The 24,928-nt window shown below is 63.5% G+C and carries 25 protein-coding genes and 1 pseudogene; 16 read left to right on the top strand and 10 right to left on the bottom strand.

Annotated features, from left to right (window positions below; translation table 11 throughout):
- Positions 1-98: 98 nt before the first annotated feature.
- A complete protein-coding gene (locus CAG11_RS01640) occupies positions 99-452 on the bottom strand; it encodes a YkgJ family cysteine cluster protein (RefSeq protein ID WP_022641826.1) in 354 nt (117 codons plus the stop codon).
- Between the two features lie 147 nt (positions 453-599).
- Here CAG11_RS01640 and CAG11_RS01635 point away from each other — a divergent pair, with 147 nt between their 5' ends.
- Positions 600-1,910, top strand: coding sequence for an FAD-binding oxidoreductase (locus CAG11_RS01635; RefSeq protein ID WP_085594231.1), 1,311 nt, complete (start codon positions 600-602; stop codon positions 1,908-1,910).
- Between the two features lie 55 nt (positions 1,911-1,965).
- On the opposite strand, the gene CAG11_RS01630 is transcribed toward CAG11_RS01635, so the two are convergent.
- On the bottom strand, positions 1,966-2,211 hold the full coding sequence (locus CAG11_RS01630) for a DUF1127 domain-containing protein (protein WP_053133659.1): 246 nt from the start codon (positions 2,209-2,211) through the stop codon (positions 1,966-1,968).
- A gap of 178 nt (positions 2,212-2,389) precedes the next feature.
- Here CAG11_RS01630 and CAG11_RS01625 point away from each other — a divergent pair, with 178 nt between their 5' ends.
- Together CAG11_RS01625 and CAG11_RS01620 are read left to right on the top strand one after the other, a co-directional pair.
- Complete coding sequence (locus tag CAG11_RS01625) at positions 2,390-3,814, top strand: PLP-dependent aminotransferase family protein (protein ID WP_085594229.1); 1,425 nt, start codon at positions 2,390-2,392, stop codon at positions 3,812-3,814.
- Between the two features lie 62 nt (positions 3,815-3,876).
- Complete coding sequence (locus CAG11_RS01620; RefSeq protein ID WP_085594227.1) at positions 3,877-5,445, top strand: phospholipase D family protein; 1,569 nt, start codon at positions 3,877-3,879, stop codon at positions 5,443-5,445.
- Positions 5,446-5,448: 3 nt separating this feature from the next.
- Here CAG11_RS01620 and CAG11_RS01615 read toward each other — a convergent pair whose 3' ends face one another.
- A complete protein-coding gene (locus CAG11_RS01615; RefSeq protein ID WP_085594225.1) occupies positions 5,449-6,600 on the bottom strand; it encodes an MFS transporter in 1,152 nt (383 codons plus the stop codon).
- Between the two features lie 122 nt (positions 6,601-6,722).
- A complete protein-coding gene (locus CAG11_RS01610) occupies positions 6,723-8,216 on the bottom strand; it encodes an aldehyde dehydrogenase (protein ID WP_022641831.1) in 1,494 nt (497 codons plus the stop codon).
- A gap of 239 nt (positions 8,217-8,455) precedes the next feature.
- On the opposite strand from CAG11_RS01610, the gene CAG11_RS01605 reads away from it, so the two are divergent.
- Positions 8,456-8,818, top strand: coding sequence for a cupin domain-containing protein (locus CAG11_RS01605; RefSeq protein ID WP_022641832.1), 363 nt, complete (start codon positions 8,456-8,458; stop codon positions 8,816-8,818).
- Positions 8,819-8,876: 58 nt separating this feature from the next.
- On the opposite strand, the gene rpmG is transcribed toward CAG11_RS01605, so the two are convergent.
- Both rpmG and rpmB read right to left on the bottom strand, forming a co-directional pair.
- Positions 8,877-9,032, bottom strand: coding sequence for a 50S ribosomal protein L33 (rpmG, locus tag CAG11_RS01600; protein ID WP_003177274.1), 156 nt, complete (start codon positions 9,030-9,032; stop codon positions 8,877-8,879).
- Positions 9,033-9,043: 11 nt separating this feature from the next.
- Complete coding sequence (gene rpmB / locus CAG11_RS01595) at positions 9,044-9,280, bottom strand: 50S ribosomal protein L28 (protein WP_031320695.1); 237 nt, start codon at positions 9,278-9,280, stop codon at positions 9,044-9,046.
- A 449-nt stretch (positions 9,281-9,729) separates the two neighbouring features.
- On the opposite strand from rpmB, the gene CAG11_RS01590 reads away from it, so the two are divergent.
- Positions 9,730-11,313: an ABC transporter substrate-binding protein gene (locus tag CAG11_RS01590; RefSeq protein WP_085594223.1), complete on the top strand. Its 1,584-nt coding sequence runs from the start codon at positions 9,730-9,732 to the stop codon at positions 11,311-11,313.
- A gap of 51 nt (positions 11,314-11,364) precedes the next feature.
- Here CAG11_RS01590 and radC read toward each other — a convergent pair whose 3' ends face one another.
- Positions 11,365-12,039 (bottom strand): DNA repair protein RadC, encoded by a 675-nt coding sequence (gene radC / locus CAG11_RS01585; protein WP_053133645.1) that lies wholly within the window; start codon positions 12,037-12,039, stop codon positions 11,365-11,367.
- Between the two features lie 131 nt (positions 12,040-12,170).
- Between radC and coaBC the strand changes: the two genes are divergently transcribed.
- The 4 genes and pseudogenes from coaBC to argB all read left to right on the top strand — a co-directional run bounded on the left by coaBC (position 12,171) and on the right by argB (position 16,429).
- Positions 12,171-13,379, top strand: coding sequence for a bifunctional phosphopantothenoylcysteine decarboxylase/phosphopantothenate--cysteine ligase CoaBC (gene coaBC, locus CAG11_RS01580; RefSeq protein WP_022641836.1), 1,209 nt, complete (start codon positions 12,171-12,173; stop codon positions 13,377-13,379).
- A 5-nt stretch (positions 13,380-13,384) separates the two neighbouring features.
- Positions 13,385-13,840, top strand: a complete 456-nt coding sequence (gene dut / locus CAG11_RS01575) for a dUTP diphosphatase (RefSeq protein ID WP_022641837.1) — start codon at positions 13,385-13,387, stop codon at positions 13,838-13,840.
- Positions 13,841-14,098: 258 nt separating this feature from the next.
- Positions 14,099-15,499 (top strand): annotated as a pseudogene (locus tag CAG11_RS01570) (phosphomannomutase/phosphoglucomutase); the annotation flags it as partial.
- Positions 15,500-15,523: 24 nt separating this feature from the next.
- On the top strand, positions 15,524-16,429 hold the full coding sequence (argB, locus tag CAG11_RS01565) for an acetylglutamate kinase (RefSeq protein WP_085594219.1): 906 nt from the start codon (positions 15,524-15,526) through the stop codon (positions 16,427-16,429).
- 133 nt (positions 16,430-16,562) lie between these two features.
- On the opposite strand, the gene pyrE is transcribed toward argB, so the two are convergent.
- On the bottom strand, positions 16,563-17,207 hold the full coding sequence (gene pyrE, locus CAG11_RS01560; RefSeq protein WP_022641841.1) for an orotate phosphoribosyltransferase: 645 nt from the start codon (positions 17,205-17,207) through the stop codon (positions 16,563-16,565).
- Positions 17,208-17,288: 81 nt separating this feature from the next.
- Between pyrE and CAG11_RS01555 the strand changes: the two genes are divergently transcribed.
- Positions 17,289-18,068, top strand: coding sequence for an exodeoxyribonuclease III (locus tag CAG11_RS01555; protein WP_011064227.1), 780 nt, complete (start codon positions 17,289-17,291; stop codon positions 18,066-18,068).
- Positions 18,069-18,130: 62 nt separating this feature from the next.
- Here the strand turns inward: CAG11_RS01555 and CAG11_RS01550 are convergent, their stop codons facing one another.
- Both CAG11_RS01550 and rph read right to left on the bottom strand, forming a co-directional pair.
- Complete coding sequence (locus tag CAG11_RS01550; RefSeq protein ID WP_085594216.1) at positions 18,131-18,499, bottom strand: DUF4870 domain-containing protein; 369 nt, start codon at positions 18,497-18,499, stop codon at positions 18,131-18,133.
- Positions 18,500-18,527: 28 nt separating this feature from the next.
- Positions 18,528-19,250 carry a ribonuclease PH gene (rph, locus tag CAG11_RS01545; RefSeq protein WP_022641842.1) on the bottom strand — a complete coding sequence of 241 codons (723 nt, stop codon included), beginning with the start codon at positions 19,248-19,250 and terminating at the stop codon, positions 18,528-18,530.
- Positions 19,251-19,506: 256 nt separating this feature from the next.
- Between rph and CAG11_RS01540 the strand changes: the two genes are divergently transcribed.
- The 6 genes from CAG11_RS01540 to CAG11_RS01515 all read left to right on the top strand — a co-directional run bounded on the left by CAG11_RS01540 (position 19,507) and on the right by CAG11_RS01515 (position 24,810).
- Positions 19,507-20,370 (top strand): YicC/YloC family endoribonuclease, encoded by an 864-nt coding sequence (locus CAG11_RS01540; RefSeq protein ID WP_085594214.1) that lies wholly within the window; start codon positions 19,507-19,509, stop codon positions 20,368-20,370.
- Positions 20,371-20,380: 10 nt separating this feature from the next.
- Complete coding sequence (gmk, locus tag CAG11_RS01535; protein WP_022641844.1) at positions 20,381-21,001, top strand: guanylate kinase; 621 nt, start codon at positions 20,381-20,383, stop codon at positions 20,999-21,001.
- Positions 21,002-21,170: 169 nt separating this feature from the next.
- The gene (gene rpoZ, locus CAG11_RS01530) at positions 21,171-21,434 is read left to right on the top strand and encodes a DNA-directed RNA polymerase subunit omega (RefSeq protein ID WP_007921129.1); all 264 of its coding nucleotides are present in this window, start codon (positions 21,171-21,173) and stop codon (positions 21,432-21,434) included.
- 57 nt (positions 21,435-21,491) lie between these two features.
- Positions 21,492-23,597, top strand: a complete 2,106-nt coding sequence (gene spoT / locus CAG11_RS01525; protein ID WP_022641846.1) for a bifunctional GTP diphosphokinase/guanosine-3',5'-bis pyrophosphate 3'-pyrophosphohydrolase — start codon at positions 21,492-21,494, stop codon at positions 23,595-23,597.
- Positions 23,598-23,633: 36 nt separating this feature from the next.
- Positions 23,634-24,014 (top strand): RidA family protein, encoded by a 381-nt coding sequence (locus CAG11_RS01520; RefSeq protein ID WP_003176922.1) that lies wholly within the window; start codon positions 23,634-23,636, stop codon positions 24,012-24,014.
- A 55-nt stretch (positions 24,015-24,069) separates the two neighbouring features.
- Positions 24,070-24,810: a hypothetical protein gene (locus CAG11_RS01515; RefSeq protein WP_085594212.1), complete on the top strand. Its 741-nt coding sequence runs from the start codon at positions 24,070-24,072 to the stop codon at positions 24,808-24,810.
- The last annotated feature ends 118 nt before the right edge of the window (positions 24,811-24,928 follow it).

Genomic DNA, 24,928 nt, shown 5'->3' with positions numbered 1-24,928 from the left:
CGCGGTCTACGCGTGGTAAATGGGCATTTTGACCGGGCTGGCGCACCAGCCTGTTTTCAAGGCAGCGATGGCAACGCAGGTAGATTTTCAACGGCCTGCTAGACCAGCACCTGGCGCTGGCTGGCCATGTAGTCGTGGATCTGCTTCTCGACCTGCGGATGGATCAGCTCCACCGGGCGCCGGCCATTGGGGCACGGCAGGCTCGACGTGGTGCCGAACAGGCGGCAGATCAGCGGTCGCTCGTCATACACCGTGCACCCCTCGGGGCCCAGGTGCACACAGTCCAGCGCCGCCATGGCCGCGTCCTGCTCGGCGGCAGTCTTGCGTGGCAGGCGGGACATCTCCTCCGGCGACGTGGTGACCGGGCCGCAGCAGTCGTGGCAACCAGGCACGCATTCGAAGGAGGGAATCTGCTGGCGCAGGCTACGGACGATCTGGCGGTTACAGCTCATTAAAAGGCCTACAGGCGCGTGGACGGCCGTGAATTCTGCCTCAAATCCACCCGCCAGGTCAGCGCCGACCGCCCTGCGGTTGCCCCGCCGGAAAGGCGCGGATTATCCTCCGTGCATTTTCCAGACCCGATCAGGACGACGCCCTTCATGCCCGCCAGCCTCCAGCACGCCGCCAGCGACCGGCACCCCGCTTCCTATTACGCCGCCAGCAGCCTGCCACAACCGGACTATCCGGCCCTGGCCGGCGAGCAGGTCGCGGACGTATGCGTGGTCGGCGGCGGCTTCTCGGGGCTCAACACCGCGCTGGAGTTGGCCGAGCGCGGCCTCAGCGTGGTTCTGCTGGAAGCCCGGCGAATCGGCTGGGGCGCCAGTGGGCGCAATGGCGGGCAATTGATTCGCGGCGTCGGCCACGGCCTGGAGCAGTTCACCAAGGTGATCGGCAGCGAAGGCGTGCGGCAGATGAAACTCATGGGCCTGGAGGCGGTGGAGATCGTCCGCCAGCGCATCGAGCGTTTCCAGATCCCTTGCGACCTGACCTGGGGTTACTGCGACCTGGCCAACAAACCCGCCGAGCTCGAAGGCTTTGCCGAAGAAGCCGAGGAACTGCGCAGCCTTGGCTATCGCCACGAGACCCGTCTGCTGCAGGCCAGCGAAATGCACAGCGTGGTGGGCTCCAAGCGCTACGTCGGCGGCCTAGTCGACATGGGCTCCGGCCACCTGCACCCGCTGAACCTGGCCCTGGGCGAGGCCCAGGCCGCCCAACGGCTGGGGGTGCGCCTGTTCGAACATTCGTGCGTGACCCGCATCGACTACGGGGCCGAGGTCAAGGTGCATGCGGCCCGCGGCACGGTGCGCGCCAAGACCCTGGTGCTGGGCTGCAACGCCTATCTCAACGACCTCAATCCGCAACTGGGCGGCAAGGTCCTGCCGGCCGGCAGCTACATCATCGCCACCGAGCCCCTGAGCCCGGACCAGGCCCAAGAGCTGTTGCCACAGAACATGGCCGTCTGCGACCAGCGAGTGGCCCTGGACTACTACCGGCTCTCGGCCGACCGGCGCCTGCTGTTCGGTGGCGCCTGCCACTACTCCGGGCGCGACCCCAAGGATATCGCCGCCTACATGCGGCCGAAGATGCTGGACGTGTTCCCGCAGCTGTCCGCCGTGAAGATCGACTACCAGTGGGGCGGGATGATCGGCATCGGCGCCAACCGCCTGCCGCAGATCGGCCGGCTCAAGGACCAGCCCAATGTGTATTACGCCCAGGCCTACTCGGGCCATGGAGTGAATGCCACGCACCTGGCGGGCAAGCTGTTGGGCGAAGCCATCAGCGGCCAGCACGGTGGGGGGTTCGACCTGTTCGACAAGGTGCCGCACATCACCTTCCCCGGCGGCAAGCACCTGCGTTCGCCACTGCTGGCCCTGGGCATGCTCTGGCATCGCCTGAAAGAACTGGCCTGAACACCAGGAACCTTCCCCGCTGCCAGGGCCAAGGGCCCCTGGCAGGCAAGCGCCGCTACCGCCGCCAGAAGGGCTTGAGCCCTTCTTCCCGGGCTTCGTCAGGGCTCAGGCCGATATCCCGCAACTGCTCGGCCGGCATCTCCAGCAGGGCCCTGCGCGTGCTCAGCCGATGCCAGTACAAGCCCCAGCGACCAAGGCCGGAAGGCGCGGAACGGGACGATGCTCGCTCCACTGCCTGTTCCTGCTCCGCCACCAGTTCCTGACTGTGTAACGACAGCCGCACATCGCTCAAGCCGCTCATCTGCATCGCTCCTGTTGCTCAAGTTGCCATGAGCCGACATGATGCGTGGCAAGCAAAAACCGATACAGAGCCAAAGCATCTGTATTAACTCCATACAGATTTAGCCAGAATCCTGCTGAATCCTGGATTTTTTGCCGATCTGTACCGGTCCTCACGCCCACCACTACGAGGCAACAGCATGACCCTCTATGTGAATCTCGCCGAACTCCTGGGCACCCGCATCGAACAGGGCTTCTACCGACCCGGCGACCGGCTGCCGTCGGTGCGTGCCTTGAGCCTCGAGCATGGAGTCAGCCTGAGCACGGTGCAGCAGGCCTATCGCCTGCTCGAGGACAACGGCCTGGCGATGCCCAAGCCCAAGTCGGGGTATTTCGTGCCGCCCAGCCGCGAGCTGCCGGCCCTGCCCGCAGTGGGCCGCCCGGCCCAGCGGCCGGTGGAGATTTCCCAGTGGGACCAGGTGCTGGAGCTGGTCCGCGCAGTGCCGCGCAAGGACGTGGTGCAGCTGGGACGCGGCATGCCGGATATCACCACGCCGACCATGAAGCCGCTGCTGCGGGCCCTGGCCCGGCTCAGCCGCCGCCAGGACATGCCCGGCCTGCATTACGACAACATCTACGGCGTGCTGGAGTTGCGCGAGCAGGTCGCGCGGTTGATGCTGGATTCAGGCTGCCAGGTGGGAGCCAACGACCTGGTGATCACCACCGGTTGCCATGAAGCGCTGTCCACCAGCATCCGCGCCATCTGCCAGCCCGGGGATATCGTCGCCGTGGACTCGCCGAGCTTCCACGGCGCCATGCAGACCCTCAAGGGCCTGGGCATGAAGGCCCTGGAGATCCCCACCGACCCGGTCAGCGGCATCAGCCTGGAAGCCCTGGAGCTGGCCCTGGAGCAGTGGCCGATCAAGGCCATACAGTTGACCCCGAACTGCAACAACCCCCTGGGCTACATCATGCCCGAGCAGCGCAAGCGCGCCTTGCTGACCCTGGCCCAGCGCTTCGACGTGGCGATCATCGAGGACGATGTGTATGGCGAACTGGCCTACACCTACCCACGCCCACGGACCATCAAGTCCTTCGACGATGATGGCCGCGTGCTGCTGTGCAGTTCGTTCTCGAAAACCCTGGCGCCGGGCCTGCGCATCGGCTGGGTAGCCCCCGGGCGCTACCTGGAACGGGTGCTGCACATGAAGTACATCAGCACCGGCTCCACGGCTCCGCAGCCCCAGGTGGCCATCGCCGAGTTCCTCAAGGGCGGCCATTTCGAGCCCCACCTGCGCAAGATGCGCAACCAGTACCAGCGCAACCGCGACCTGATGCTGGACTGGGTCAGCCGCTACTTTCCCGCCGGCACCCGCGCCAGCCGCCCGCAAGGCAGCTTCCTGCTGTGGATCGAACTTCCCGAGCGCTTCGACTCTCTGAAGCTCAACCGCATCCTGCTGGACCAGGGGGTGCAGATCGCCGTGGGCAGCATCTTTTCCGCCTCGGGCAAATACCGCAATTGCCTGCGGATGAACTACGCTGCCAAGCCAACCCCGCAGGTCGAGGACGCGGTACGCAAGGTCGGCGCCGCGGCCAGCCAGCTACTCAGCGACATCCAGGACTGACGCCTGCCCCTTTCGTCCCAAGCCAGGCATGTACCCCGTGCAGTGATACGAGATAACCCGACTTGAGCCGTAAACAGGCGTTCTCCTTGCTTCTGCTGCTGGGCCTCGGGCTCGGCGGCTGCGCCACTCCACAAACGCCACCCCGGCCTAGCCAGGCCCTGGCCGCCACTGACTCGGCGTTCGCCCAATCGATCAAGGCCCAGGCCGCTCCCTACCAAGGGCGCTCGGGCTTTCGCCTGCTACCCAACAGCACCGAGGCATTCATGGCCCGCGCCGAATTGATTCGCCGGGCGCAAAGCAGCCTCGACCTGCAGTACTACATCGTCCACGACGGCATCAGCACACGGATGCTGGTGGACGAACTGCTCAAGGCCGCCGATCGCGGCGTGCGGGTACGCATCTTGCTGGACGACACCACCAGCGACGGCCTGGACCAGATCATCGCCACCCTGGCGGCCCACCCGCAGATCCAGATCCGCCTGTTCAACCCCCTGCACCTGGGGCGCAGCACCGTCCTCACCCGCTCCATGGGCCGCCTGTTCAACCTCTCGCAGCAACATCGGCGGATGCACAACAAGCTGTGGCTGGCCGACAACAGCGTGGCCATCGTCGGTGGGCGCAACCTGGGGGATGAGTACTTCGATGCCGAGCCCAACCTGAACTTCACCGACATCGACATGCTCAGCGTCGGCCCGGTGGCCGAGCAGTTGGGCCACAGCTTCGACCAATACTGGAACAGCGCCCTGAGCAAGCCGGTGGATGAGTTCCTGTCCCGGGCCCCATCGGCCAACGACCTGGACAACACCCGGCTACGCCTGGAGCAATCGCTGCAGGACAGTCGCCGGCAGAACCAGGCGCTGTATCGACAGCTGATGGCCTACCAGACCCAGCCGCGCATGGAGCTCTGGCGCAGGGAACTGATCTGGGCCTGGAACCAGGCGCTGTGGGACGCGCCGGCCAAGGTCCTGGCCAAGGGCGACCCCGATCCGCAACTGTTGCTGACCACCCAGCTGGCACCGGAACTACGGCGCGTGAGCCAGGAGCTGATCATGGTCTCGGCCTACTTCGTCCCCGGCCAGTCCGGCCTGGTATACCTGACAGGCCGCGCCGATGCCGGGGTCGCGGTGAGCTTGCTGACCAACTCCCTGGAAGCCACCGATGTCCCGGTGGTGCATGGCGGCTACGCACCCTATCGCAAGGCACTGCTGGAGCACGGGGTCAAGCTCTACGAGCTGCGACGCCAGCCTGGAGAGCGCGGCGGCAGCGGGCCCAGGCTGTTTCACGGTGGCTCCATCCATGGCTCGGACTCCAGCCTGCACAGCAAGGCGATGATCTTCGACCAGCGCAAGAGCTTCATCGGCTCGTTCAACTTCGACCCGCGCTCGGTGCTGTGGAACACCGAGGTCGGGGTGCTGGTGGACAGCCCGGAGCTGGCCGGGCACGTGCGCGAGCTGGCCCGGCAGGGGATGGCGCCGGCCCTGAGCTACGAGGTCAGGCTGGAGGACGGCAAGCTGACCTGGGTCACCGAGGACCAGGGCCGGCTGCACAGCCTGGATTACGAGCCTGGCAGCTGGTGGCGCCGGATCAACGCCTGGCTGAGCACCCGCATCGGCCTGGAACGCATGCTCTAGCCACTACGAGGGCTGGGCCTGGGGGCTACCGAAGGCGCCTGGGCGCAGCAGCAGGAGCAGCAACCCGAAGGCACCGGCCGCCACCAGCAGCAACATGGCATGGCCGCTGACCCACTGGCTGCCCGCTCCCGCCACCAGGGGACCGACCAGGCAGCCGATCCCCCAGAGCTGGGCCACATGGGCATTGGCCCGCACCAGTGCATCGTCGCGATAGCGCTCGCCGATCAGGATCAGAGACAGGGTGAACAAGCCACCGGCGCTGGCGCCGAACAGCACCCACAGCGGCCAGATCAGCCAGCGATTATCCAGCAGCAGCGGAATGGCCAGGCTGGAACACAGCAGGATCACCGCGCAGCCGGTGAACAACCCACGGCGCGATATCCGGTCGGCCAGGGCGCCGATCGGCAGTTGCAGCAAGGCATCGCCCACCACCACGGTACTGACCATCGCCAGGGCGATGTCCTCGCTGAAACCCTGGCTCAGGCAATACACCGGCAACAGGGTGAGGATCAGCGCCTCGAAGGTGGCGAACAGCGCCACCGCCCAGCCAATCGCCGGCAATGCCTTGCAGAAGTGCCAGAGGCCCACCAGGGTCACGCTGCACGACTCGGTGGCCGGGGCACCGCTGCGGCCCAGCAGGAACAAGGGCGCCACCGCCAGCAGGCCGACCGACACCCAGAAGCCGTAGTCATGCTCGGTGCCCAACACTCCCAGCAGCAAGGGTCCGGCCAGCTGGCTCAGGGCGTAGCCGCTGCCATACAGCGCCACCAGGCGCCCGCGCCACTGCTCCACAACCAGCTGGTTGATCCAGCTTTCCCCGAGCACGAAGATGATGGTCAGCACCATGCCCAGGATCAGCCGCAGCACCAGCCACACCGGGTAGCTGGGCAACAGCGCCAGCAAGCCGATGGACACCGCCCCCGCCCACAGGCACAGGCGCATCAGGCTGGCGGTGCCAAGGCGGGCCGCCAGGCGATTGGAAATCTTCGCCCCGAGCAATACGCCGATAGCCGGCATCGCCGCGACCACGCCGATGGCAAAGGGCCCGTAGCCCCAGCCTTCGAGGCGGAAGGACACCAGCGGCATGGTCATGCCCAGGGCCAGGCCCACGCTCAGGACAGCGGATAAAACGGCGAAATAGGTCGCCCAACGCATTTCCACGCTCCTGTGGATCATTGTTCTGCAAGGCACAGACAACACAGCCGGACTTCCCTTGCGGAAAGCCCGGCTGCGCTACGATCGCCCGCCCCTTCAGGGACGGACTGGACACAAGGGACTCAGAGCTTGATCCAGGTCGCCTTCAGCTCGGTGTACTTGTCGAATGCGTGCAACGACTTGTCACGGCCGTTGCCCGATTGCTTGAAGCCACCGAACGGCGCGGTCATGTCGCCACCGTCGTACTGGTTGACCCATACACTGCCGGCACGCAAGGCCCGGGCAGCCTGGTGGGCCTTGGAGATGTTCGCGGTCCACACCGCTGCCGCCAGCCCGTAAGGGGTATCGTTGGCGATCTGGATCGCTTCTTCCGCAGTGTCGAAGGTGATGACCGACAGCACCGGGCCGAAGATCTCTTCCTGGGCGATCTTCATGGCGTTGCTGACGCCGTCGAAGATCGTCGGCTCGACGTAGGTGCCGCCGGTTTCCTCCAGGGTGCGCTTGCCGCCGACCAGCAGCTTGGCGCCGTCGGCGTGGCCGGCCTCGATGTAGGACAGCACGGTGTTCATCTGCTGGCTATCCACCAGGGCTCCGACATTGGTGGCCGGGTCCAGCGGGTTGCCCGGTTTCCAGGCCTTGAGGGCCTCGAGCACCATGGGCAGGAACTTGTCCTTGATGGAGCGCTCCACCAGCAGGCGGGAGCCGGCGGTGCAGACTTCGCCCTGGTTGAAGGCAATGGCACTGGCCGCGGATTCGGCGGCGGCCTGCAGGTCGGGGGCATCGGCGAACACGATGTTCGGACTCTTGCCGCCGGCCTCGAGCCAGACGCGCTTCATGTTCGACTCGCCGGAGTACACCAGCAGCTGCTTGGCGATCTTGGTGGAACCGGTGAATACCAGGGTGTCCACGTCCATGTGCAGGGCCAGGGCCTTGCCGACGGTATGGCCGTAGCCTGGCAGCACGTTGAACACACCGGCGGGAATGCCGGCTTCAACCGCCAGGGCAGCGATACGGATCGCGGTCAGTGGCGATTTCTCCGATGGCTTGAGGATTATCGAGTTGCCGGTGGACAACGCCGGCCCCAGCTTCCAGCAGGCCATCATCAGCGGGAAGTTCCACGGCACGATGGCCGCGACCACACCCACTGGCTCACGGGTGACCAGGCCCAGCTGGTCATGGGGAGTGGCGGCGACTTCGTCGTAGATCTTGTCGATGGCCTCGCCGCTCCAGCTCAGGGCCTGCGCCGCGCCGGGAACGTCGATCTCCAGGGAGTCGGTGATGGGCTTGCCCATGTCCAGGGTTTCCAGGAGGGCCAGCTCCTGGGCGTGCTGCTTGAGCAGGCCGGCGAAACGGATCATCACCGACTTGCGCTTGGCCGGGGCCAGGCGCGACCAGGCACCGGAGTTGAAGGTAGCGCGGGCATTTTCCACCGCGCGCTGGGCGTCTGCCGCATCGCAACTGGCGATGGTGGCCAGCACACGACCGTCTACCGGGCTGATGCATTCGAAGGTTTGATTGGAAACCGAAGCGGTGTATTCACCGTTGATATAGGCGCGGCCTTCGATCTTCAGTTCCCGGGCGCGTTGTTCCCAGTCGGCACGAGTCAGGGTGGTCATGCGAGTAGCCTCCTCTTGTTGTGGATGCAAGCGCCACGCGAACGACGCTGGCACTCTTGAAGAATTCTGCCCGGCCAGCCTGTCTTCGGCCCGAGGCACTCGCCACCCTAAACCAGCGGGACCGGTACTTTCAATATATTTGACAGAGCCCGGGCAAACCGGATTGCTATGTGCATTTTAATAAACATAGACTCTGCCCTTCATAGCCACTCACGCCGTAATCACGGGGGAATCCAGCAATGAGCATCCACAACGTCGTCGACTTCAGCCAGGCCGCCACCGAGGTCGAACGCTATCGGCCCGCCGCAGAAAAGATCCTCAAGGGCGACCCCGAGCAAGCGGTGCTCAACCACTACGCCAGCCCCTGCGGCCAACTCAATGCCGGGATCTGGGAAGGCGCCGTAGGCCAGTGGACGGTGAACTTCACCGAGCATGAATACTGCGAGATCCTGCAGGGTGTGTCGGTCCTGCGCGACAACGACGGCAACGCCAAGACCCTGCGCGCGGGCGACCGTTTCGTGATCCCGGCCGGCTTCAGGGGCACCTGGGAAGTGCTGGAACCCTGCCGCAAGGTCTACGTGGCCTTCGAACAGAAAGCCTGAATCGCAGGCACAAAAAAACCCGCTTGAAGGCGGGTTTTTTTGTCAGAAGAAAAATCAATTACTTGATTTTGCCTTCTTTGTAGATCACGTGCTTACGAACAACCGGATCGTATTTCTTGATCTCGATTTTGTCCGGAGTAGTACGCTTGTTCTTGTCGGTAGTGTAGAAGTGACCAGTACCGGCGCTCGAGATCAAACGAATCAATTCACGCATGATTAGCTCCCTTAAACCTTGCCGCCATCGCGACGGATGTCGACCAGAACGGCGTCGATACCGCGCTTGTCGATGATACGCATGCCTTTGGCAGATACGCGCAGACGCACGAAACGTTTCTCGGACTCAACCCAGAAGCGGTGATGCTGCAGGTTCGGCAGGAAACGACGACGGGTTTTGTTGTTTGCGTGGGAAATGTTATTCCCAGTCACCGGACCCTTACCGGTAACTTGACAGACTCTAGACATGCCTCAGCCCTCTAAAACCACATGCCCAACCCGGCATGGGTTGGCCGCTTAATCTCTCAGTCATTTGGCGCCAGGCGCCGCGTTTCTTTAGGGTCTTACCGGCTACGCCTGCAGGTGCAAGGAACCGGGCCCCTAGAAAAGAGCGCTGCTTTATACCAGAAAGACCCCATAGCAACAACAGCCGCTGCGCTCGGGATGATGAAAAGTACTGATTTTCTTGCGCCGGACGCCTGCGGCAAAGGCTACCGCAGAAAATGACCACTCGTCGCTGAATACTTTCCAGGCGCCGCCAACGTTGCAGGGCAACCCTCCCGCAGGCCCACAGGCAGCCTCCAGGTGGCAGTTGGACGGTACGAAAGGGATAGTCATTTTCCCACGAGGTCACTAGGGTAAGGCAATTCCAGACTGCACTCGCAGATGGGCTTTCGATCTGCACAAGGAACCCGACCATGCGTCTTGCCGCCCTCCCGCTCCTGCTCGCCCCCCTCCTGAGCCCATTGGCCCAGGCCGCCGCGCTGAGCGTCTGCACCGAAGCCAGCCCGGAAGGCTTCGACGTGGTGCAATACAACTCGCTGACCACCACCAACGCTTCCGCCGACGTATTGATGAATCGCCTGGTGGAGTTCGATGCCAGTAGCGGCAAGGTGGTCCCCAGCCTGGCCGACAGCTGGGAGATTTCATCCGATGGGCTGACCTATGTGTTCAAGCTGCATCCGAAGGTGAAATTCCACCGCACCGAATACTTCAGCCCCAGCCGCGAGATGACCGCCGAGGACGTCAAGTTCAGCTTCGAACGCATGCTCGACCCGGCCAACCCCTGGCACCAGGTGGCCCAGAGCGGCTTCCCCCACGCCCAGTCCCTGCAGCTTCCCGGCCTGATCAGGAAGATCGACGCCCTGGACCCGCTGACCGTGCGCTTCACCCTGGACCATGCCGACTCCACCTTCCTCGCCACCTTGAGCATGGGTTTCGCCTCGATCTATTCCGCGGAATACGCCGACCAGCTGCTCAAGGCCGGCACCCCGGAAAAGCTCAACAGCCAACCGATCGGCAGCGGGCCGTTCATCTTCGGCCGCTTCCAGAAGGACGCCGCGATCCGCTACAAGGCCAACCGCGACTACTTCGCCGGCAAGCCGGCAGTGGACACGCTGATCTTCGCCATCACTCCGGATGCCAACGTGCGCCTGCAGAAACTGCGGCGCAACGAATGCCAGATCGCCTTGTCGCCCAAGCCCCTGGATGTCCAGGCCGCCAGCGCCGACCCAGCCTTGAAGGTCGAGCACACCGCGGCCTTCATGACCGCCTTCGTCGCCATCAACAGCCAGCACCCGCCACTGGATAAACCCGAGGTGCGCCAGGCGATCAACCTGGCATTCGACAAGGCCAACTACCTCAAGGCGGTCTTCGAAGGCACTGCCGAAGCGGCCAATGGCCCCTACCCGCCCAACACCTGGAGCTACGCCAAGGAACTGCCGGGCTACGCCTTCGATCCTGAAAAAGCCCGCCAGCTCCTGGCCAAGGCCGGGCTCAAGAGCGGCTTCCAGACCACCATCTGGACCCGCCCTTCCGGCAGCCTGCTCAACCCCAACCCGAGCCTGGGCGCGCAAATGCTCCAGTCGGACCTGGCCCAGGTGGGGATCCAGGCGGAGATCCGCGTGATCGAATGGGGCGAACTGATTCGCCGGGCCAAGGCTGGCGAGCACGACCTGCTGTTCATGGGCTGGGCCGGCGACAACGGCGACCCGGATAACTTCCTCTCGCCACAGTTCACCTGCGCGGCGGTCAAGTCCGGGACCAACTTCGCCCGCTATTGCGACCAGAACCTGGACAAGCTGATCACCGCGGGCAAGACCACCAGCGAGCAAGGCGTACGCAGCAAGCTGTACCAGCAGGCCCAGACCCAGATCCAGCAGCAGGCGCTATGGCTGCCCCTGGCCCACCCGACCGCCTTCGCCCTGGCCCGCAAGCAGGTCCAGGGCTACCAGGTAAGCCCCTTCGGCCGCCAGGACTACTCCAAGGTCAGCCTCCGCTAGCCTCCCCCTACCCACCATGGCAAGCCCCGGAGTAGCGGGCTTGCCTCGGGTTCAGAGCCAGCCGTACTCGGCCATCGACAGCGGATCGCCCTCGCCGATGATGAAGTGATCCAGCACCCTGACATCGATCAGCTCCAATGCCTGCTGCAAGCGCCGGGTGACCACCCGGTCCGCAGGGCTGGGATCGGAAATGCCCGACGGGTGGTTGTGGCAGAGGATCACCGCCGCGGCGTTGTGGGCCAGGGTGCGCTTGATCACCTGGCGCGGATGCACCGTGGTGCTATCGATCGAGCCATGGAACAGGATCTCGAACGCCAGGACCCGATGCTTGGTGTCCAGGAACAGGCAACCGAACACCTCATGGGGTTCGTGCCGCAGCATCGACTTCAGGTAATCGCGCACCACCAGTGGGTTTTCCAACGCGGAGTGCCGATGCAGCTCCTGCGCGAGGTTGCGCCGGGCCATTTCCAGCACGGCCTGCAACTGCGCATATTTGGCCGGTCCCAACCCCGGCTGGCGGGTAAAGGTCAGCTGGTCCGCCTCCAACAGGCTGCGCAAGCTGCCAAAACGCTGCAACAGCAGCCGGGCCAGGTCGACCGCGCTCCTGCCGGCGATACCGGTACGCAGGAAGATCGCCAGCAACTCGGCATCGGAAAGGCTGAGCGCGCCCTGCTCCAGAAGCCGTTCCCGCGGGCGCTCCGCCGCGGGCCAATCACGAATGCTCATCACACCTCCCTGTGCATGGCGCCGCTGTTCCATGGCGGACGCTGTGCTATCTTAGCCCCCTCTTTTTTGCGTGGTATTTCACCTGGGGAGGGGAACTCCACGCAGTAATCTCTGAACGGAAAGACAGGCCTATGCAGCGGCTGTATCGCAAACGCATCGTGCTCGGCGTCGGTGGCGGCATTGCCGCCTACAAGAGCGCGGAGCTGGTTCGCCGACTTCTCGACCAGGGCGCCGAAGTGCGCGTGGTCATGACCCGGGGCGGCTGTGAATTCATCACCCCGCTGACCCTCCAGGCCCTCTCCGGGCATCCGGTCCACCTCGACCTGCTGGACCCGGCGGCCGAAGCCGCCATGGGCCATATCGAGCTGGCCAAGTGGGCCGACCTGGTGCTGATCGCCCCGGCCACGGCCGACCTGATCGCCCGCCTGGCCCAGGGCATCGCCGATGACCTGCTGACCACCCTGGTCCTGGCCACCGACGCCACCGTGGCCATCGCCCCGGCCATGAACCAGGCCATGTGGCGCGATCCTGCCACCCAGGCCAACACCCAGCTCCTGCAGAGCCGCGGCCTGCGAGTATTCGGCCCGGCCTCCGGCAGCCAGGCCTGCGGCGATGTCGGCCTGGGCCGCATGCTCGAAGCCAACGACCTGGCACTGTGCGCCGCCGACTGCTTCCAGCACCAGGCCCTGACCGGCAAGCATGTACTGATCACCGCCGGGCCGACCCAGGAAAACATCGACCCGGTGCGCTACATCACCAACCATAGCTCAGGGAAAATGGGCTTCGCCCTGGCCGAGGCCGCCGTCGAAGCCGGCGCCCGGGTCACCCTGATCACCGGACCAGTGCACCTGCCAACCCCCGACCGAGTCACGCGGATCGACGTCGTCAGCGCTCGCGACATGCTGGCGGCCTGCGAGGCGGCCATTCCATGCGACATTTTCATCGCCTCTGCGGCGGTCGCGGATTACCGCCCGGAAGTCGTTGCCCCACAAAAATTAAAGAAAGACCCTACGAACGGTGACGGCCTGCTGCTGCAAATGGTGCGCAATCCGGACATCCTGGCCACCATCGCCACCCGTCCTGACCGCCCATTCAGCGTCGGCTTCGCCGCCGAGACCGAACACCTGCTCGACTACGCTGCACGCAAACTGAAGGACAAGAACCTCGACCTGATCGTCGCCAACGACGTGGCCAACCCGAGCATTGGCTTCAACAGCGAGGAAAACGCCTGTAGCGTGATTGACCGAGAGTTGCACGCAACCCTCTTCGCCCAGACCAGCAAGGGCAAGATTGCCCGCCAGCTGATCTCCTTCATCGCCGAACGGCTGAACCAGGTTTAACTCGCATGCACGCTTTACAAGCCAAGATCCTCGACCCACGCATCGGTAGCGAATTCCCCCTGCCGCAGTACGCCACGCCAGGCTCCGCCGGCCTCGACCTGCGCGCCATGCTCAAGGAAGACACCGTACTGGAGCCGGGCCAGACCTTGCTGATCCCTACTGGCCTGTCGGTCTACATCGGCGACCCGGGCCTGGCCGCCCTGATCCTGCCCCGCTCCGGCCTGGGCCACAAACACGGCATCGTGCTGGGCAACCTCGTGGGCCTGATCGACTCGGACTACCAGGGCGAACTGATGGTGTCCTGCTGGAACCGAGGCCAGAGTGCCTTCAACATCGCTGTCGGCGAGCGTATCGCCCAGCTGGTGCTGGTACCTGTGGTCCAGGCCCACTTCGAGGTAGTCGAGGCATTCGATGAGAGCCAGCGCGGAGCTGGCGGTTTCGGCCACTCCGGTAGCCATTGAGGCTGGCTGCGGGCCGGGCGCCCTGCCCGGCCCGATCATCTCACCTGGGAAATTTCAGGATGAACGATCGTCGGTCATCGCCGGCGAATCCGCCCCAACCGCCCCGGCTTCAGGCTGATGGCACACCAGCCATAACCCCCCGATGGCACTTTCGCAGTACGAACTCTATGCTGAAAACGCCGTCATACCCTTCAGTTTGAGCCTGCCGGCCTGTCATTCCACGGCCGTACCGCACCCCCTTCAGATGGAGCACCCTCAGTGATGAGCACCGCAGCCAAAGTCGCCCCGAAACTTCCCGACAGCATCTTCCGCGCCTACGACATCCGTGGCGTTGTACCGGAAACCCTGAACGCCGAAACCGCCTACTGGATCGGCCGCGCCATCGGCTCCCAGAGCCTGGCCCAGGGCGAACCCAACGTTTGCGTCGGCCGTGACGGCCGCCTGTCCGGACCAGAACTGGTGGCTCAGCTGATCCAGGGCCTGCATGACAGCGGCTGCCACGTCAGCGATGTCGGCCTGGTTCCGACCCCGGCCTTGTACTACGCAGCCAATGTACTGGCTGGCAAATCCGGGGTGATGCTCACCGGCAGCCACAACCCGTCGAACTACAACGGCTTCAAGATCGTCATCGCTGGCGACACCCTGGCCAACGAACAGATCCAGGCCCTGCACGAGCGCCTCAAGAGCAACAACCTGAGCAGCGCCCAGGGCAGTGTCACCAAGGTCGATATCCTGCCGCGCTATCTCGAGGAGATCACCCGGGACGTGAAGCTGGCCCGTCGCATGAAGGTGGTGGTCGATTGCGGCAACGGCGCAGCCGGGGTCATTGCCCCGCAACTGATCGAGGCCCTGAACTGCGAAGTCATCCCGCTGTTCTGCGAGGTGGATGGCAACTTCCCCAACCACCACCCGGACCCGGGCAAACCCGAGAACCTCGAGGACCTGATCGCCAAGGTCAAGGAAACCGGGGCCGACCTGGGCCTGGCCTTCGACGGCGATGGCGACCGGGTCGGGGTAGTGACCAACACCGGCAGCATCGTCTTCCCCGATCGCCTGCTGATGCTCTTCGCCAAGGATGTGGTGGCGCGCAACCCGGACGCGGAAATCATCTTCGACGTCAAATGCACCCGGCGCCTGGTTCCACTGATCAAGGAATATGGCGGCCGTCCGCTAATGTGGAAAACCGGTCACTCGTTGATCAAGAAGAAAATGAAGCAGACCGGCGCCCTGCTGGCCGGCGAGATGAGCGGCCATGTGTTCTTCAAGGAGCGCTGGTTCGGTTTCGATGACGGCATCTACAGCGCGGCACGCCTGCTGGAGATCCTCAGCCAGGAAAAAACCACTTCGGAAGAGTTGTTCGCCACCTTCCCGAACGATATTTCCACGCCGGAAATCAATATCCATGTGACCGAAGAGAGCAAATTCAGCATCATTGATGCCTTGCACGACGCACAGTGGGGCGAGGGTGCCAACCTGACCACCATTGACGGGGTGCGAGTCGACTATGCCAAGGGCTGGGGACTGGTTCGCGCCTCCAATACCACCCCTGTGCTGGTGCTGCGCTTCGAGGCTGACAATGCAGCCGAACTGCAGCGGATTAAGGACGTGTTCCATGTCCAACTGAAACGTGTTGCACCTGATCTCCAACTACCGTTTTGATTGTTTGAAGCACCGGAGCCCTGAATGACCATCGAACGCGACGCCGCCGCCAATACCGCCAAGGTCCTATCCGAAGCGCTGCCTTATATCCGCCGTTATGTCGGCAAGACCCTGGTGATCAAGTACGGCGGCAACGCTATGGAAAGCGAGGAGCTGAAAACCGGCTTCGCCCGCGACATCGTGTTGATGAAGGCTGTAGGGATAAACCCGGTGGTAGTACACGGCGGTGGACCGCAAATCGGCGACCTGCTCAAGCGCCTGTCGATCGAAAGCCACTTCGTCGATGGCATGCGCGTGACCGATGCGCAGACCATGGACGTGGTGGAGATGGTCCTCGGTGGCCAGGTGAACAAGGACATCGTCAACCTGATCAACCGCCATGGCGGCAGCGCCATCGGCCTGACCGGCAAGGATGCCGAGCTGATCCGGGCCAGGAAGCTCACCGTGACCCGCCAGACGCCGGAAATGACCACCCCGGAAATCATCGACATCGGCCATGTGGGCGAAGTGGAAGGCATCAATACCGACCTGCTGAACCTGCTGGTCAAGGGTGATTTCATCCCGGTGATCGCACCGATCGGCGTGGGTGCCAATGGCGAGTCCTACAATATCAACGCCGACCTGGTGGCTGGCAAGGTGGCCGAGGCCCTGAAAGCCGAGAAGCTGATGCTGCTGACCAACATCGCCGGCCTGATGGACAAGTCGGGCAAGGTCTTGACCGGCCTGAGCACCCAGCAAGTGGACGAGCTGATCGCCGACGGCACCATCTACGGCGGCATGCTGCCGAAGATCCGCTGCGCCCTGGAAGCGGTACAGGGCGGCGTGGGCAGCTCGCTGATTATCGATGGTCGCGTGCCCAACGCGATCCTGCTGGAGATCTTCACCGACACCGGCGTGGGCACCTTGATCAGCAATCGCAAGCGCCCTTAAAGCAGCAATGAAAAAGACCCCGCCGGGCTTTGCCTGGCGGGGTCTTTTTTTGCGTCTTCTGCAGGAGCTGAGTTTGTCCGCGATATCGGCGCACCAGGCAGGCCGCTATCACGGGCAGGCCTCGCAGCAATACTCAGACGCCGAATTGCGCGCGATAGGCTTCCACCGCCGGCAGGTGCTGCTTGAGCTGCGGATCGTCCGCCAGGAACTCCAGGACCTGGTTCAGCGAGACGATGCTTACCACCGGGATGCCGAAGTCGCGCTCGACTTCCTGGATCGCCGACAGCTCGCCGTTACCGCGCTCCTGGCGGTTCAGGGCGATCAGTACGCCGGCCGCCCTGGCGCCGTCCTGGGAGCCGATGATCTGCATCACTTCACGAATGGCCGTACCGGCAGTGATCACGTCATCGATGATCAGTACATCGCCGGTCAACGGCGCGCCCACCAGGCTGCCACCCTCGCCATGGGCCTTGGCTTCCTTGCGGTTGAAGCACCAGGGCAGGTCGCGCTGGTGATGCTCGGCCAGGGCGACTGCGGTCGCCGCTGCCAGGGGAATGCCCTTGTAGGCCGGCCCGAACAGCACATCGAAGGAAATGCCGCTGTCGACGATCGCCGCAGCATAGAAACGCCCCAGCTGGGCCAGGGCCGTGCCGCTGTTGAACAGGCCGGCATTGAAGAAGTAGGGGCTGGTACGCCCGGACTTCAGGGTGAACTCACCGAAGCGCAAAACCCCGCGATCGATGGCAAAACGAATGAAATCGCGCTGATACGCCTGCATGAAAAAACCCCAGATACCACGGATTTAGCTAATTAGGTAGAGCTCGGGTATCATACACGCACGTGATTTTTGGGGCCATTTATGCGGATCATCAGTGTGAACGTCAATGGTATTCAGGCTGCAGTCGAGCGCGGTTTGCTCAGTTGGCTGCAGGCACAGAATGCCGACGTCATCTGCCTGCAGGACACCCGCGCCTCCGCCTTTGAACTGGACGACCCAGCCTTCCAACTGGATGGCTACTTCCTTTATGCCTGCGATGCTGAAGTTCCCGCCCAAGGTGGCGTGGCTTTGTACTCGCGGTTGCAGCCGAAGGCGGTCATCAGCGGCCTCGGCTTTGAAACAGCCGATCGTTACGGGCGCTACCTGCAAGCCGATTTCGACAAGGTCAGCATCGCGACCTTGCTGCTTCCATCAGGGCAGAACGGCGATGAAGACTTGAACCAGAAGTTCAAGTTAATGGACGACTTCGCCCGTTACCTGGACAAGCAGCGGCGCAAGCGGCGCGAGTACATCTACTGTGGCTCGTTGTACGTGGCGCAACAGAAGCTGGACATCAAGAACTGGCGCGACAGCCAGCAGTCTCCGGGCTTCCTGGCGCCCGAACGCGCCTGGATGGACGAGATCATCGGGAATATGGGTTATGTCGACGCCCTGCGCGAAGTCAGCCGTGAAGGCGACCAGTACAGCTGGTGGCCGGACAACGAGCAGGCCGAGATGCTCAACCTGGGCTGGCGCTTCGACTACCAGCTGCTGACTCCCGGCCTACGGCGCTTCGTACGTAGCGCGCGCCTGCCGCGCCAGCCGCGCTTCTCGCAGCACGCACCGCTGATCGTGGACTATGACTGGACGCTGACCATCTAAGCGTCCTTGCATACCCCACAAAAAAGCCGACATCAATGTCGGCTTTTTTGTGCTCGCTCAATCTACTTGACCAGCCGCCAGGTGAAGGGATACCGATAAGGCACGCCCTCCCCGGCCTTGACTCCGCCGATGATGGTCAGCACCAGGGCGCCCAACGCCAGCAGGCCGAACAGGACGAAGCCGATCAGCACGAACATCAGCAGGAAGCACACCGCCGAGGCTATGGCGACCGTCAACTGGAAGTTCAACGCCTCCTTGCCCTGGGCGTCGATGAAGGGGTCGGTCTCGCGCTTCATCTGCCAGAGGATCAGCGGCCCGATCAGCGTACCGAACGGAATCCATAGCCCCAGCAAGGCAGACAGGTGACAGAACATCGCCCATTGCCGAACCTCATGGCTCGGCGTAGGCAGCGGAAGTTGCTCATCACTCATAACGCTCTCCTTGCCATGGCCGCCTGGATCAATCGGCGAGGGCGGCCTGTTGCAGTTGGAAGATCTCGGTCATGCCCTGCTGGGCCAAGGCCAGCATCGCATTCAGTTCGGCCGGCTGGAACGGCGCGCCTTCGGCAGTGCCCTGGACCTCGATGAAACCACCCGTGCTGGTCATCACCACGTTGAGGTCGGTTTCAGCCGCCGAATCTTCAAGATAGTCCAAGTCCAGCACCGGCTCGCCCTGGTACATGCCCACCGAGACCGCGGCGATCATCTGCTTGAGCGGGTCACCGCCCTTGAGGCCACCACGCTTCTTGATCACTTTCAGGGCGTCCACCAGGGCCACCATGGCGCCAGTGATGGATGCGGTACGGGTACCGCCATCGGCCTGGATCACATCGCAATCGACATACAAGGTGATGTCGCCAAGCTTGGACATGTCCAGCGCAGCACGCAGCGAACGGCCGATCAAGCGCTGGATCTCCAGGGTCCGGCCGCCCTGCTTGCCACGGCTGGCTTCACGCTGGTTACGTTCACCGGTGGAGCGCGGCAGCATGCCGTATTCGGCGGTCAGCCAACCCTGGCCCTGGCCCTTGAGGAAGCGCGGCACGCCGTTCTCGACGCTGACCGTGCAGATCACTTTGGTATCGCCAAACTCGACCAGTACGGATCCCTCGGCGTGTTTGGTGTAGTTGCGGGTGATGCGGATCGAGCGAAGCTGATCGGCAGCGCGACCACTTGGACGTTTCATAGAGGAACACCTGTACGAGGACGGAAAACTGCCGAACATTATAAGGCCCGCGACCGCGCCAGGGCAGACCAAAAACCGCCAAAGGTCAATTTGCCCCGGCAAAGCCCTGTCACTATGAGCCCACGCCAGGGTTTGGGGGCTCCCACCGCACTGCGCTACAATCCTGCGCCTTCGCAGCCTGTCGGCTTTAATTCATCACTATCAGCCCACCCAATCCATTCATGGTTGGCGCCGGCGCTGAATCGGAGGGACCTCCATGGTGCACAGCATGACCGCCTTCGCCCGGGTAGAACGGGCCGGCACCCAAGGCACCCTGAGCTGGGAATTGCGCTCGGTCAACAGTCGCTACCTGGAACCGCACCTGCGCCTGCCTGAAGCCTTTCGCGACCTGGAAGGCGCGGTCCGCGAGGCCCTGCGCCTGGGCTTGTCGCGAGGCAAGGTCGAGTGCACCCTGCGCTTCACCGAGGAAACCACCGGCAAGCCGCTGCAGGTCGACCGCGAGCGCGCCGCGCAGCTGGTGGCCGCCGCCGAGTCCGTTGCCAGCCTGATCAAGCAACCAGCCGCGCTCAACCCCCTGGAAGTCCTGGCCTGGCCCGGAGTCCTGGTCGCGGATGCCAACGATCCGCAGGCCCTGAACAACGAGGCCCTGGCGCTGTTCAACCAAGGCCTGAAGGAATTGAAGAATGGCCGCGAGCGCGAAGGCGCCGAGCTGGCCCGGCTGATCAACGAGCGCCTGTCCTCTATAGAAGAAGACGTGGCGACCCTGCGCGAACTGGTTCCACAGATGCTCGCGACGCAGCGGCAGAAGATCCTCGATCGCTTCGCCGACATGCAAGCCGAGCTGGACCCGACTCGTCTCGAGCAGGAGATGGTCCTGCTGGCGCAGAAGAGCGACGTCGCCGAAGAACTGGATCGCCTGAGCACGCACATCATCGAAGTTCGCCGTGTACTCAAGTCCGGCGGCGCCGCCGGCCGGCGCCTGGACTTCCTGATGCAGGAGCTCAATCGCGAAGCCAACACACTAGGCTCCAAGGCCTTCGACCCGCGCAGCACCCAGGCTGCGGTCAACCTCAAGGTGTTGATCGAGCAGATGCGCGAACAAGTGCAGAACATTGAGTAAGGCAACTGACATGACCCATAGCACCGGCACCCTGTACATAATTTCCGCCCCCTCGGGCGCGGGCAAGACCAGCCTGGTCAAGGCCCTGATCGACGCCGATGCCAGCATCCGCGTCTCGATCTCCCACACTACCCGCGCCATGCGCCCGGGCGAGACCAACGGGGTGAACTACCACTTCGTCGAGCGCGAAGAGTTCGTGCGGATGATCGAGCACGGCGACTTTCTCGAGCGCGCCGAGGTCTTCGGCAACCTCTACGGGACCTCCCAGAGCCATCTGCAGCAAACCCTGGACGAAGGCCACGACCTGATCCTGGAAATCGACTGGCAGGGCGCCGAGCAGGTGCGCAAGCTGATGCCCCAGGCCCGCTCGATCTTCATCCTGCCGCCATCCCAGCAAGCCTTGCGCCAGCGCCTGACCAATCGCGGCCAGGACAGCGACGAGATCATCGAAGGCCGGATGCGTGAAGCGGTCAGCGAGATGAGCCACTACGTCGACTACGACTACCTGATCATCAACGACGACTTCGCCCATGCCCTGGACGACCTGAAAGCGATTTTCCGCACCAACCAGCTGCAGCAGAAGCGCCAGCAACAGCGTTTCGGCAAATTGCTGGCTGAATTGCTGGGTTGAAAACAGCACTTCCCAAAACCGCTGCAAGCGCTTTACATTGGTGCTTGCAGCGCGTTGAAGGGCTTGGTCAAAAAATCAGCGCTTCCCTAAACGCTGGTGATTTTTTAAACTGTTGAGTCCGCTCGCCCATCCGGGCACCGCGCTTATTGCATTTGCTACGAGGAAGACCATGGCCCGCGTAACCGTTGAAGACTGCCTAGAACACGTGGATAACCGCTTTGAGCTGGTCATGCTCTCTACCAAGCGTGCCCGCCAGCTGGCCACCGGCGGCAAAGAGCCGAAAGTAGCATGGGAAAACGACAAGCCTACCGTTGTCGCCCTGCGCGAAATCGCTGAAGGCCTGATCGACTATGCAGCCATCGCCGAAGCCGAGATCGTCGAAGACGAGCCGCTTTTCGCTGCTTTCGAGGACGAGTCCAACGAGGCCGTCTGAGCCTATGCCTGGTCGACGTAGCACGGCGCGGGATCACAGCCTACGGCAGGAGACATCATGCCGAGCATAGACGCCCTCGCCGATCGCTTATCGACCTATCTCGGCACGGACCAGGTGAACCTGGTCCGCCGAGCGTATTTCTACGCCGAACAAGCCCATGACGGTCAACGCCGTCGCAGCGGCGAGGCGTACGTCACGCACCCACTGGCGGTAGCGAACATTCTTGCCGACATGCACATGGATCATCAGAGCCTGATGGCCGCGATGCTGCATGACGTGATCGAAGACACCGGCATCGCCAAGGAAGCGCTCAGCGCCCAGTTCGGCGAGACCGTGGCCGAATTGGTCGACGGGGTCAGCAAACTGACCCAGATGAACTTCGAGACCAAGGCCGAAGCCCAGGCCGAGAACTTCCAGAAGATGGCCATGGCCATGGCTCGCGATATCCGCGTGATCCTGGTCAAGCTGGCCGACCGCCTGCACAACATGCGCACCCTGGAAGTGCTGTCCGGCGAGAAACGCCGGCGAATCGCCAAGGAAACCCTGGAAATCTACGCACCCATTGCCAACCGCCTGGGCATGCATACCGTGCGCATCGAGTTCGAGGACCTGGGCTTCAAGGCCATGCACCCGATGCGCTCCGCGCGGATCTACCAGGCGGTCAAGCGCGCCCGGGGCAACCGCAAGGAAATCGTCAACAAGATCGAAGAGTCCCTGGGCCACTGCCTGGCCATCGACGGCATCCAGGGCGAAGTCAGCGGCCGCCAGAAGCACCTCTACGGTATCTACAAGAAGATGCGCGGCAAGCGCCGGGCCTTCAACGAGATCATGGATGTCTACGCGTTCCGGATCATCGTCGACAAGGTCGATACCTGCTATCGCGTGCTCGGCGCCGTACACAACCTGTACAAGCCGCTGCCCGGGCGCTTCAAGGACTACATCGCCATTCCCAAGGCCAACGGCTACCAGTCGCTGCATACCACGCTGTTCGGCATGCACGGGGTTCCGATCGAGATCCAGATCCGCACCCGCGAAATGGAAGAGATGGCCAACAACGGCATCGCAGCCCACTGGCTGTACAAGTCCAGCGGCGACGAGCAGCCCAAGGGCACCCACGCCCGCGCCCGCCAATGGGTCAAGGGCGTCCTGGAGATGCAGCAACGGGCCGGCAACTCCCTGGAATTCATCGAAAGCGTGAAGATCGACCTGTTCCCGGACGAGGTCTACGTCTTCACGCCCAAGGGCCGGATCATGGAGCTGCCCAAGGGCTCCACGGCAGTCGACTTCGCCTACGCGGTGCACACCGACGTGGGCAACAGCTGCATCGCCTGCCGCATCAATCGCCGCCTGGCGCCACTGTCCGAACCGCTGCAAAGTGGCTCGACCGTGGAAATCGTCAGTGCCCCGGGCGCCCGGCCGAACCCGGCCTGGCTCAACTTCGTGGTCACTGGCAAGGCCCGCACCCACATCCGCCATGCCCTCAAGCTGCAACGTCGCTCCGAGTCCATCAGCCTCGGTGAACGCCTGCTGAACAAGGTGCTCAACGGCTTCGACAGCGCCCTGGAGAAAATCCCGGCCGAGCGGATCCAGGCGATCCTCCACGAATACCGCCTGGAACTGATCGAAGACCTGCTGGAAGACATCGGCCTGGGCAACCGCATGGCCTACGTCGTGGCCCGCCGCCTGCTGGGCGAGGGCGAACAGTTGCCGAGCCCAGAGGGCCCACTGGCCATCCGCGGCACCGAAGGCCTGGTGCTGAGCTATGCCAAATGCTGCACACCGATCCCGGGCGACCCCATCGTCGGCCACCTATCGGCCGGCAAGGGAATGGTGGTGCACCTGGAAAACTGCCGCAACATCAGTGAAATCCGCCACAACCCGGAAAAATGCATCCAGCTTTCCTGGGCCAAGGATGTCACCGGCGAGTTCAACGTCGAACTGCGCGTCGAGCTGGAGCACCAGCGTGGCCTGATCGCCCTGCTGGCCAGTAGCGTCAACGCCGCCGACGGCAACATCGAGAAAATCAGCATGGACGAACGCGATGGCCGCATCAGCGTGGTCCAACTGGTGGTCAGCGTGCACGATCGCGTGCACCTGGCCCGCGTGATCAAGAAACTGCGCGCCCTGATCGGAGTCATCCGCATCACCCGCATGCGTGCCTAACCCGCCTCAAAGCCCGCCCATTACAAGGAGTCATTCATGACCAAGACCGTTATTACCAGCGACAAGGCCCCGGCCGCCATCGGCACCTACTCCCAGGCGATCAAGGCTGGCAACACCGTCTACATGTCGGGCCAGATCCCGCTGGATCCAAAGACCATGGAACTGGTCGAAGGCTTCGAAGCCCAGACCGTCCAGGTGTTCGAAAACCTCAAGTCGGTCGCCGAGGCTGCTGGTGGTTCGTTCAAGGACATCGTCAAGCTGAACATCTTCCTCACCGACCTGAGCCACTTCGCCAAGGTCAACGAGATCATGGGCAAGTACTTCGAACAGCCCTACCCAGCTCGCGCCGCCATCGGCGTGGCCGCCCTGCCAAAGGGCGCGCAGGTCGAAATGGATGCCATTCTGGTCATCGAGTGACACCCTCGGCGCGGCCGTCCAGGCCGCGCCGTTTTCGTTCTGAAAGGATTTCATCATGCGCAAAGCGCTAGCTGTTTCGCTGCTCGCCGCAATGCTCGGCGGCTGTGCCAGCGACCCCGCCAAACACGATGTCGGCGGCATCTGGATCAATCAGGTAGCGATTGACGCCGCCTCCAAGGGCGGACCTTTGCGTGAAGCCCTCCAGGCCAATGGCCCGACCCTGGAGTGGGAGATCAACACCAAGGCTGGCCAGGCCCGCTACACCAATGGTTTCGAGACCGTCGAAGGCAAACTGCCCAGCGAAAGCACCGACTCCGCCAAGATCGAGGTCTACGGCAGCGCGCCCACAGAACTCAAGCGCAACGGCAAGCGCCTGCTCCAGGTCGCCAACGACAACGAGCCCGAGCAAGTCTTCGACCGCCCCAAGGAGCCAGCTCCCGAGGGCGCACCCCTGGGCGCCAACTTCGAGCGCGCCCTGTACTCGGCGTACCTGGGCGGCAAATGGAAGATCGTCAACGGGTCAGGCCTAGGCAACGGCGTGGAGTTCCAGGCCGACGGCGCAGTACAAGGCCTGCCGGGCGTGGACCGCTATGCCCTGTGCCTGGCCGGCGACTGCGCCTCGATGAGCGGCGGCAACGACAGCATCTGGCTGCAACTCAATGGCCGTGGCAACTCCTGGATCTTCGTGCGCAAGGATCAGCAACTGGAGATCTTCCAGGCGGTCAATACCGCCCTGGCGGACGAGGTTCCATCGCTGACCCCGGGCAACCAGCAGTGGCTGCTGGAGAAGCAGTAATTCGCCGGTGACCGCTGCCGCAGTCGGTGACAAGGCCCGCAAGGCCTTGCGCCTTAGCGGTAGCGGCTCCCCTCGGGAGCCGGCCCCGGCCTTGGCGCAGGCGACAGGTCAGAAGGTC

This window comes from Pseudomonas sp. B6(2017) (assembly GCF_002112765.1).
Lineage (GTDB): Bacteria > Pseudomonadota > Gammaproteobacteria > Pseudomonadales > Pseudomonadaceae > Aquipseudomonas > Aquipseudomonas piscis.
Note: the sequence above shows the minus strand (reverse complement) of the source record. Positions and strands in the feature narration are given on the sequence as shown.

Excerpts from the sequence above, each read along its gene's own strand:
- rph (WP_022641842.1), bottom strand. The coding sequence starts at position 19,250 with ATGAAACGTCCAAGTGGTCGCGCTGCCGATCAGCTTCGCTCGATCCGC.
- CAG11_RS01520 (WP_003176922.1), top strand. The coding sequence starts at position 23,634 with ATGACCAAGACCGTTATTACCAGCGACAAGGCCCCGGCCGCCATCGGC.
- pyrE (WP_022641841.1), bottom strand. The coding sequence starts at position 17,207 with ATGCAGGCGTATCAGCGCGATTTCATTCGTTTTGCCATCGATCGCGGG.
- radC (WP_053133645.1), bottom strand. The coding sequence starts at position 12,039 with ATGAGCATTCGTGATTGGCCCGCGGCGGAGCGCCCGCGGGAACGGCTT.
- coaBC (WP_022641836.1), top strand. The coding sequence starts at position 12,171 with ATGCAGCGGCTGTATCGCAAACGCATCGTGCTCGGCGTCGGTGGCGGC.
- CAG11_RS01625 (WP_085594229.1), top strand. The coding sequence starts at position 2,390 with ATGACCCTCTATGTGAATCTCGCCGAACTCCTGGGCACCCGCATCGAA.
- CAG11_RS01590 (WP_085594223.1), top strand. The coding sequence starts at position 9,730 with ATGCGTCTTGCCGCCCTCCCGCTCCTGCTCGCCCCCCTCCTGAGCCCA.
- gmk (WP_022641844.1), top strand. The coding sequence starts at position 20,381 with ATGACCCATAGCACCGGCACCCTGTACATAATTTCCGCCCCCTCGGGC.
- rpoZ (WP_007921129.1), top strand. The coding sequence starts at position 21,171 with ATGGCCCGCGTAACCGTTGAAGACTGCCTAGAACACGTGGATAACCGC.
- CAG11_RS01555 (WP_011064227.1), top strand. The coding sequence starts at position 17,289 with ATGCGGATCATCAGTGTGAACGTCAATGGTATTCAGGCTGCAGTCGAG.
- rpmB (WP_031320695.1), bottom strand. The coding sequence starts at position 9,280 with ATGTCTAGAGTCTGTCAAGTTACCGGTAAGGGTCCGGTGACTGGGAAT.
- CAG11_RS01605 (WP_022641832.1), top strand. The coding sequence starts at position 8,456 with ATGAGCATCCACAACGTCGTCGACTTCAGCCAGGCCGCCACCGAGGTC.
- argB (WP_085594219.1), top strand. The coding sequence starts at position 15,524 with ATGACCATCGAACGCGACGCCGCCGCCAATACCGCCAAGGTCCTATCC.
- dut (WP_022641837.1), top strand. The coding sequence starts at position 13,385 with ATGCACGCTTTACAAGCCAAGATCCTCGACCCACGCATCGGTAGCGAA.
- CAG11_RS01610 (WP_022641831.1), bottom strand. The coding sequence starts at position 8,216 with ATGACCACCCTGACTCGTGCCGACTGGGAACAACGCGCCCGGGAACTG.
- CAG11_RS01540 (WP_085594214.1), top strand. The coding sequence starts at position 19,507 with ATGGTGCACAGCATGACCGCCTTCGCCCGGGTAGAACGGGCCGGCACC.
- CAG11_RS01635 (WP_085594231.1), top strand. The coding sequence starts at position 600 with ATGCCCGCCAGCCTCCAGCACGCCGCCAGCGACCGGCACCCCGCTTCC.
- spoT (WP_022641846.1), top strand. The coding sequence starts at position 21,492 with ATGCCGAGCATAGACGCCCTCGCCGATCGCTTATCGACCTATCTCGGC.
- rpmG (WP_003177274.1), bottom strand. The coding sequence starts at position 9,032 with ATGCGTGAATTGATTCGTTTGATCTCGAGCGCCGGTACTGGTCACTTC.
- CAG11_RS01515 (WP_085594212.1), top strand. The coding sequence starts at position 24,070 with ATGCGCAAAGCGCTAGCTGTTTCGCTGCTCGCCGCAATGCTCGGCGGC.
- CAG11_RS01550 (WP_085594216.1), bottom strand. The coding sequence starts at position 18,499 with ATGAGTGATGAGCAACTTCCGCTGCCTACGCCGAGCCATGAGGTTCGG.
- CAG11_RS01630 (WP_053133659.1), bottom strand. The coding sequence starts at position 2,211 with ATGAGCGGCTTGAGCGATGTGCGGCTGTCGTTACACAGTCAGGAACTG.
- CAG11_RS01640 (WP_022641826.1), bottom strand. The coding sequence starts at position 452 with ATGAGCTGTAACCGCCAGATCGTCCGTAGCCTGCGCCAGCAGATTCCC.
- CAG11_RS01615 (WP_085594225.1), bottom strand. The coding sequence starts at position 6,600 with ATGCGTTGGGCGACCTATTTCGCCGTTTTATCCGCTGTCCTGAGCGTG.